This window comes from Candidatus Ichthyocystis sparus (genome assembly GCF_900078745.1).
Lineage (GTDB): Bacteria > Pseudomonadota > Gammaproteobacteria > Burkholderiales > 2013Ark19i > Ichthyocystis > Ichthyocystis sparus.
Window position 1 is genome coordinate 44,145 of sequence record NZ_FKII01000050.1, and the last position, 9,101, is coordinate 53,245.

The window sequence follows — 9,101 nt, forward strand, 5'->3', positions numbered from 1 at the left end:
CATTTCATATTGCCCAGCTGTAGGCTATTTATTCTTCCTAAAAAACAATTATTGGCATAAATAATCATAACTGTTTTACTTCACATATAAGATAATATTATTATTTTATGTATTCTGTAGAAAAATTTATGTTACTTAAGCTAAGTTTGAACGAATTTGATGCCTATCAAATAATGGTGATTTTATTATTTTCTATAACTAGGTTAATTGAGTAAAAAATATAATTATTTTATATAAAAATAGTATACATACTCTAATGTTTGCTTGGGTTTTATTGAATTTATATTCTTATAAACTGAGATGCATGTATCTAAAGATGCATTTGAAATTTTTAATAGAAGCTTTTTCCTAGATTGCATGGGTTTAGTTTATGCTAGTAGTTAATGGTTGAGGTAATTGTATTATGCTAATAACATAAAGAGTTTGTTTATCAATTTATCCAGGTTCTATTATCTTTGCCATATATAATATAAATATGAGTGATTGATAAATGGTATATCCAAAAACAGTAATGAAAACTATGTGTACTTGGAGTCTGTGTGTAAGGTTAGTGACAAAGTATAACCAGTCATTATTGACTGGTTAACCCGCACTCACACTTCAATGATTTTATAGCGTATTAATTGTGATCTTTTGTAAAAAAAATTCTATTAATACAGATCGTAATTTTTTCATAGATGAGTTTTTATGTATGGTACAACATACATTTACGTATGGTGAGCGATAATTGTAACTTACCCTTAGGACTTATGTTTCGTTTGTGAGTTGTGAGATACTTTAGTAGCGGGTGTGCATCAGGTTTGTTAGTTGATGAACGGGAGTTTTTGCAGCTTGCGACTTTACCTACGGTTGTGACATGTATGACGTTTCTTCTACGTGATCTGTGAATTTTTAGGTGTAAGTGATATATGTCTACATAGGTTTGTTTTTGTTGTATGAACAGTGTTGCCACAGCTATACATGATTATATTAACTATAAATGCAATGTTCAAGAGGTTGTAAATGTCCCTCGTAACTGGAACTGGTGGTGCAGGAGTTAGTGATGCTGATATTTGTGCTGAGGGGGATGATAATACTGATCAAGATGGTGGTTTACATCAAGTTCAGGTTTCATCTTCTGACAATCCTGATATAACTACCGCTGTCCCTATTTCTACTATAGCTACTACTGTTGATACTGCTCCTACCTATACTACTGCTACTACTGCCCCTTCTGCTACTGTAGGTGGGGGTGTTGGTAAAGGTCGAGGAAAGGGTAAAGGGCCTGCTCCTAAAAGAACTGCTCTTGTCCCTAGTTACACTACTACTTCTGCTAAGAGATTTGCTCCTAGCTCTTCTACTGCTCCTACCCTTGCTGAGGGAACTGCTCTCGTTAGGACAATATCAAGTCCTACTTTAGTAGAATTTGCTGCCGAACCTGTTGCTGTGGTTCCTTTTGATGCCCTCAGTTATTGTGGTTTTGTGATCTATTTTCAAGATTTATTAACATTGTATGCTATAGAAGGGGATTTTTTACGTACGGTTAATGAGCGCGCTCGTTCTAGCTTTAGTACTAGTATTAGAGAATGTTTTTCCGTGCACGGTGTTCCCGAAGCAGGAAAAAAAGAGGAAAGAATTTCTTCTTTACACAATGAATTGTTGAATTCCTCCTTAGAGACTGCAAGAACTCTTCTTGAAAATGTATACCTTACTAGGGTTCTTCATAGGGCTGTTGCTTCTACGCATATTCGTGAGGGGGAGAGAAGGAAATTTAACGAAGCAGAAGTTGCGGAATTTATGAAGTCATTTTCCGCCAATGTGATGATTAAAGTTAGAGATCATCTATCATATGAATGGAACAATGAGATTTTAAAAGCCTCTACAGCTGATTCTTCTTCTGTAAGAGGTGATGTTTGTTCATCTGAATCTGCTACTACCCATGACGAGGATTATTGTTGTGCCCCATTTTCTACTGAATGTGTTGATATGTTTGGATTTTTGGTGTTACCTGAGACTTATGAAATGGTTAGCACTATGGTTCGTGAAGTTCGTGTCATGACTAGGCGTGTTTTTGGGGCTCTGATAAGCCAGCAACTCTCTGCTAATATTACTAAACTTTCTGCTATTCAAGGATATACTTGGTGCCTAACTTATAAGCCTTTCTTTGAATCTGGCGTTATCCACAGGTGTCTTGCTGGGTATTATTCCCGTCACAGGGATTCTTTTGTTGCTGCTCTTTCCAGTGTCAGAGTGTTGTTGGATTCTTCTAGCCGTAGGCTGGTGCCGCTAATAGGATCTAGATTAAGAGATTTTTTAGTAGCCACAGATGGAGCTGTTAAAGATGCCATACAACAGGCTTTCACATTGGAGTGGGAAGGATCTACCAGAAGTGTTTTTTCTGAAGTGGATCTTCAAGTGGAATCGTCGTCTATTGCTCTTTCTGGAATAGATTTTATTAGTGCTCACGAAACTGTTGGTGTTCCTACATTAGTAATTTCAGCCCCTACTACTAGTGGAATGAGTGGAAGAACTAGTCGTTCCAAAACAACAGATAGTGCTAAAGCCCTTGAGGGCAGCTCTGCATCTCAATCTGTGAGAAGAAAACAAGCTAAATCTGTGAGAAGAAGACAAGCTAAACTTGCGACAGATCAGTCTGAGAGTTCATTATTAGAGGAGGGACAGGTTGTTGTTAATACAAGAGTTGCAGATGTTGTAAGTAGTTCGCATGTATCTGGAGTATTAGAAGAAGCTGTTTTTGTTGAGAGGCCACCAACTGTTGGTTTGGGTGTGTCTAGTGAGGTTGTTGAATCTGTCAGTTCTGTGGTTGTACAAGGAGGTTCAGACGGTGAATCTTCTCCTTTGTCTCCACTATTATGTGAATTGGGAATAGTAGTACTAGAAGAACCTTCTGAGGAACTATCTACTGAAGAAGTTGACCTTCTTACTGCGGAGGGTGTTTCTACAGAAGTTGTTGTATCCGCTGGTCCCGTTCCTGTATCCGGAAGTTCAGGGGATGAGGCCCCTTTATCTGTACATTCATTTTCATCTGAGGAGGGGGAATTGATTATTGATGTTTCTGCGAAATCACCAGATTCCGCGAAATCATCAGAATTGGCTGGAGAAGAGGAAGTGGAATTGTCTACGATTGGCACTGCTTCTCCTCGGATAGTAGTGCTAGCAACTAGTGCTTCTTCTGTTACTACCTCTGCTAAGGTAGAAGAATCTCCTACAATACCTATAAGTAGTTCTATTAGTGGTTTGATTGGGCCTAAGAAGTTGTTTATGAATAGATATAGTAATAGTAGTAGTACTGGTGGGCCTTCTTCTTGATCCTCCAGTGATAACGTAGGCTGCTGGATCTCTCTATCTTCACCGCCTGTGGGGATGAGTGGTTTCTCGCCAGTAGCAGCTACACTGGTACTAGTTGTGAGAGTTAGGATGTAGAAGTGAGATTGGTAGCATTGTCGAATGTTGGGCTACCACCGCCTCCTGTAATTGAGTCAAGTGCAGGTGAATCTTTTCCTTTACATCAAGACAGCAAAGGTAAAAGTTAAGTGATGAGTATTGGCCTTGTTTACATTGTATGATAATTGAGTAGAGTGCTTGTGATACATTGCATGAGTGGTTTTTGAGATGTTGTTTGCTAAAATAATTTTGTAATGTGTGATGTTGCACTGTAATAGGTGGGTCCGAATTTGTGTAGTATATCTGCACTGCATTGGTATGGGCTTTGTGTAAATTTACATCCTTGATTTTTATATGTCATATCCATACTATTGTTAATTGAGTGCTATTTTTTTGAACAATAAGCACCATTTATCTCATTTTCTAAGTGTTTCCCGCATGTTTTTATAGTACACTAAGTTTTACTTAGTGGGAATTTCTTAAATATTCCATTGGCAGTACACAAGACATGTTGTTTGATAGATAATGTATATATGTCAAATACAAGCTTCATATTATCTATGCGACAAACAATCGTTTTATTATATCCATAGCATGTTACATAACAATTTGTATTAATCAATAATGACAGGTTATTTTTAAATCATCTTGTATGAAGTGTAATAATAAAAATTATACGTATATTATGTAAGTGGTATTTACATGTCTATGCAAATACTTTTGATTATAAAGTTAAATTGTATGTATTATTTATTGCTCTTGAGGCAGTTTATTCTTCATAATTAAGTAACGTGTACGTTTTGTACACTATTAATATCTTCATTATATTTATAATGATTAATACATATGAGTTAGTTTTGCATGGGTGATTAAGGCATGTTTCATACTGATTCTTTGAATGCTTCTTTAGTTGACAGTCAGATTTTAGATAATGGTGCAAGCAGTATTGCTCCTACTTTAGTGCTTGATGACAATGTTACACCTTTGCATGAATATAATATATGCAGAACAGGTGGAGAGTCGCTTGTAGGTCGAAGTTCTACACTACATCAATCAGTTTTTTGTCAAGATATGTTTACTCCATTTAATTCTTTGAATAGTTATGGTGTATTGTTGAATTCTATGATTGGTAGTTGCTGTACCGTCTTCGGACATAAACTGTTGTCCCAAGATTTAGGATGTATGAGTGATATTGAGAGTTCTTTTACAAATTGCCTATACATAAATATTATGGATGTATTATCTAGTTTTGGAGAAAAATTTTCTGACATACTAATATCAAGAGGGCATAGTGATACTTCCACAAAAAATTTGATTCATGGGATGGTATCGTACATTAGAGACAACATGAATGATATCGTGGACGAAATTGAGAGTAGATGTTTCACGTTTTTTTGTTCAAAATTTGGTAAAGAACTAAAGGAAATATTAGTAAAGTCATGCTTGTTTGATGGTAGCACAATAAGAGTATTGCTTCCTGATGAGCTTAGTGTACTAGAATCGTGCTTTAATGCCGTTATTTCTAGCAATAAACGTATGTTAATTGATGCCGCTATTGATAGATATACTTTTTATCTTAAAGTTATTTTATTGCCCGATGATGTTGTTACTTGTGAAGAATACAGAGAGAATATTATTTCATATTGTGCCGCCGCAGCTTTTGCATCTAGATTCATATTGAACTTTTCAAATAATGTTTCTTTGAGCGATAATAATATTCATTTTACTTCTAGGTTGGGATTATGCTCTGATTCTTATTACAATTATAATAGAGAAAAATTAATGATATTTAGTCCTAATATGACTAGAGATGATAATTGCTTACTACATGACCTCAAGGATGATTTTCTTAGTGCTATTGATTATTTGGTTATGCGTAGGATTGACGGCATTAGCCTATCTACCCAAACAAGATTAGATGCTTGTGGTATCTATTCATGTTTAGTTGATGTGGAATTAAATTCTTATTTATTAAAATCAGAAGTATGGGAGGAGGCTGTTAATATTTTTGACAGAAATTTTTCATCTAAGCTGAGTAATCTAGGATTGGTAAGCAATTCAGATAATAGTGATAAACTTGATTTGTCAGAGGATATAGAATTTATTTATGCCTTTATTTCTGATTTGTTTTATAACGTTGATGTTATCGTTAATAGAAATATTAAAGACTTTATAGATAATATACTCAAAAATTGCAGTGGTGCTACAGACAGTGTTAAATACTTAGACAATGTACCGATTAATAGTGGCGATTTTAGTTGTATGTATGGATATTGCATAGACAAATTAACAGCAGGTATTATTAGCCATATTAAAGATGTTTTTTTTATGGAGTCTAAATATTGTATTTCTTATTCGTTTGACAAATTAGTCTCATCTTGTTTGTCTGATAATGTTGGGGATGAGAAGTCCTTGCCTTTATATTATTGTTCTTATAAGGCATTTTCTATAGCTAGAAGAAAATGTGCTGAAGTTTTTTGTGAAAAATTTATTCCAAGTATGAAGAGTTTGTCAGACTCCGTTTTTATACTGGATTCTGGTAAGGTTAGAAAGGCATACTTACAGGAAATAGTTGATATTATAAGGTGCTGTGTTTTTGATATTGATAACTCGCAGCTTAAGGCTATGGATTACTCATGGAAGAGTACTATTGGGTTGCTTGCTGGGGATTAGTTGTTTGTATATTGACAAAGGTTTGAATTCTACATGGTTTTACTATTATTTGTTGCTTCAATAGCTATTTGTCATATTGAATCCAATGTTATTTATTTTATGTCCGATCTTATTGGGAGATATTCTTAATCTGTGTTCCCCTGCTTTTAGCCTTAGAATCATGAATGTAGTATGGGGAGTGTATTGAAGCAATTATGTCCAATAATGTTTCTTGTGTTGGCACAGCGAGGTTTGTTTGTCCAAATTATTTGTTGATTGTAATCATTAGGTGATTGTGTCATTAGATTTCTAATCTCTTTATAGTATGATCTTGATCATGTTCTTGTAGTAGTTATTGCTACTGTTTTGCTGATACATAAGTGAAAATATTGAGTTTTTCTTTGTATGCTATTATCGTTGCTTCAATATGTGTACTCTAAATGTTTGTTATACGGTAAGGATGCAAGGGGTAGGATTGATACTATCTATTGTATATTGATTAAATGGCAATTAAAGTAGTTTATGCAATTATACTAATAATGAAACAATGAACTTTATATTACCCACATAGCATAAATTATCCTAATGTTAACTCCAGTTTGACAAAGAACAATGAATAGCTAACCTATGATTCCGGAGAGTGTTGTTGCGATCATGATCCGTACTAAAAACCTAATTTTAGAAACATCGTCAATTACTATAACATCGATCAGTGTCAACTACTGAAGGCGTGTTTCTATTTTATCTTTCCTACTTTGAATTTATGGAATCTATGTTTTTAAGTATCACAGGTGATATTTTGAACTACTCATGCTAGTTTTGATTTTTGAGACACGATATATTGTTCCATATGAGTTATATGCACTTGGCTTATTTGTTGTATTTTGTATTGATTAACTTTCATTTAGTACTTTGTAGGTACTTAATTTATCTTGTTATTTTTTACATAAATACAGTACACTCTTTGCTTGCAGGTAGTGATTTTTTCCTTACTTTGTACATGAGAATTACTACTTTTGGATGTGAGTTTATTTCATGAACTGAGATACAAGAGTGATGACGTAGGGTTTTGCTTCTGATCCTGTTTGTGGTGTTATGTACATTTGGTTGCATTTATGTGGCCATTCTACTTCTCTTCTGTGATTTTGGTGAGTGGTTGATAAGGGTGTTAAAGTATGATAAACCTAAATGACGATCAAATAGGTTGTTGAATTTTAATTTTATTAATGCACGTTTATTAAGTTAAATAATTAGCAATTAATTCATTATATTAATGCTTCACCTGTATGATTAATTGTTATATGTTGGGTGTAGATGTTTGTTTTTTTAAATTATATACAAGATATCATGTCAAGCTTGGTGTGTGAGTTGGTAGTTGGTAAAAATAATAAATGAATAATAATAGCAATAAACAGAGGGTTTGTTATGTATCCTGTACCCGTGACTGGTAGTGCTGCTACTTTTAGTGGTCCTTCAGAGAGTGATGGTAAAGGGTGCATCGTACAGAGTGATGTTTCTAGTGTTGATTTGCAGCAAGTTGAGGCTTCTACTGTTACTACTTCACCCACCACTGTGGGTGGTGGGTTGAGTACTTGTGATGATATAGGCAAAGCTTCTACTTCCAGATATGGTATTGCTGCTGTTTCTTCTCCAGCCATTATTGCTGATCAGGATGTTTGTGATTTGCTGGGGGTTAAGTTACATCCTGATAGTGTTAAAATAATTAACGATCTTCTTTCGAAAGCTGATGGACTATTTGGAATTTCTTACAAGAGTAGGTTAAGCGAACAATTTCCACCAAACGTGAGTGATAAACTTACGAAGATCGGGCGGATTATTTGGTTTAATACTTATAAGGTACTGTGTAGGGCTAATTTTGTGCACAGATGTTTTTTTAAGTACTATGGCAAGCATATACCTGGTTTTATACATTCTCTTCCTAACATTAAAGTATTGTCCGATTCTCCTGACGGTGCTCTAGAGACCTTAACCGGAGATAGGTTGCTGAGTTTTTTATCGAGACTAGATTCCGCTATCCGCGGTAGGGCGGAGCGTATTTTTAGCTCTAGTTGGGATGAAGTATTTGACGGCATTTCTAGTACTCTAGAAGAGGAGCTTTTGGATGCTGTTAGTTGTGAAGATTTTATTGCTGTTCTCGACATTGCTGGTATTCCCTTAATAGCATTGTATTCAGCATCGCATTTGAAAGCACGATATTCCAAAACAAAGACAAATAGTAAGGATGTTGATAAGTGTAAATCATCAGGAGATGGATCTTCTTCTGCTCCTACTACAGAAGGAACAGAAAGAACGGAAGTAACAGAAGGAAAATGCGCGAGTAGCAGTGGTGTTCCTGTTCATGTTTCTACTCATTCTGATACAGAAATTGTTTGTGCTACTGTTGGAGATGTGCAGTCCGTTATATATGTAGATTTGCTGGGCTTTAAGTTGCACCCTGATAGTCATGGACTAATTTCTAAGCTATTTCATGATGTTTGTGAATCTGCGCGCATGTCTTATTCGTGTTCCATGGATAATTACCTCTTAACGGCTATGAGTAGTGAGCTCTCTACGGTTGGGCTAGCTATTTGGTGCAGGATGTATAGAGAATTGCATCTATCTAGTTTTATAGCCAAGTGTCTGTGTATCTACCATTACAAGTACCGTCCTGATTTTGTACGTGCACTTCCTAATGTTAGAGTATTATCAAGTTCCTCTGATTGTAAGCCAGTTCCATTAAGTGGAGGTATTTTATTAGGTTTTTTGTCGAATTTGGATTGTGCTATTGCCGAGAGAGTGGAGAATATATTTAAATCTCGGTGGGATGAAGCAACTAGTGGCGTTTTGTCCGAACTAGAAGGTGGATCATTGAGAGGTGTTTGTTGTGAGGATGTTATTAATGTTCTCGATGTTGCTGGTGTTCCTGTAGTAGCGCTTTCAGATTCAAAAAGACGTAAGGTAAAAGGGAAGTTATCAAGAGCAGCACTTTCAGATTTAAAGAGATGTAAGGTAAAAGGTAAGTTATCAAGAGCAGCTCTTTCAGATTTAAAAGGACGGATAGGTAC

3 protein-coding genes are annotated in these 9,101 nt (G+C 35.3%); all 3 read left to right on the forward strand.

Going from position 1 to position 9,101, the window contains the following annotated elements; all coding sequences use genetic code 11:
- Positions 1-1,002 precede the first annotated feature (1,002 nt).
- Positions 1,003-3,309, forward strand: coding sequence for a hypothetical protein (locus A6733_RS05110; RefSeq protein WP_092460554.1), 2,307 nt, complete (start codon positions 1,003-1,005; stop codon positions 3,307-3,309).
- 951 nt (positions 3,310-4,260) lie between these two features.
- On the forward strand, positions 4,261-6,057 hold the full coding sequence (locus A6733_RS05115; protein ID WP_092411418.1) for a hypothetical protein: 1,797 nt from the start codon (positions 4,261-4,263) through the stop codon (positions 6,055-6,057).
- A gap of 1,404 nt (positions 6,058-7,461) precedes the next feature.
- Positions 7,462-9,101, forward strand: a 1,640-nt coding sequence (locus A6733_RS05120; RefSeq protein WP_141663460.1) for a hypothetical protein, incomplete at its 3' end; no start/stop codon positions are given.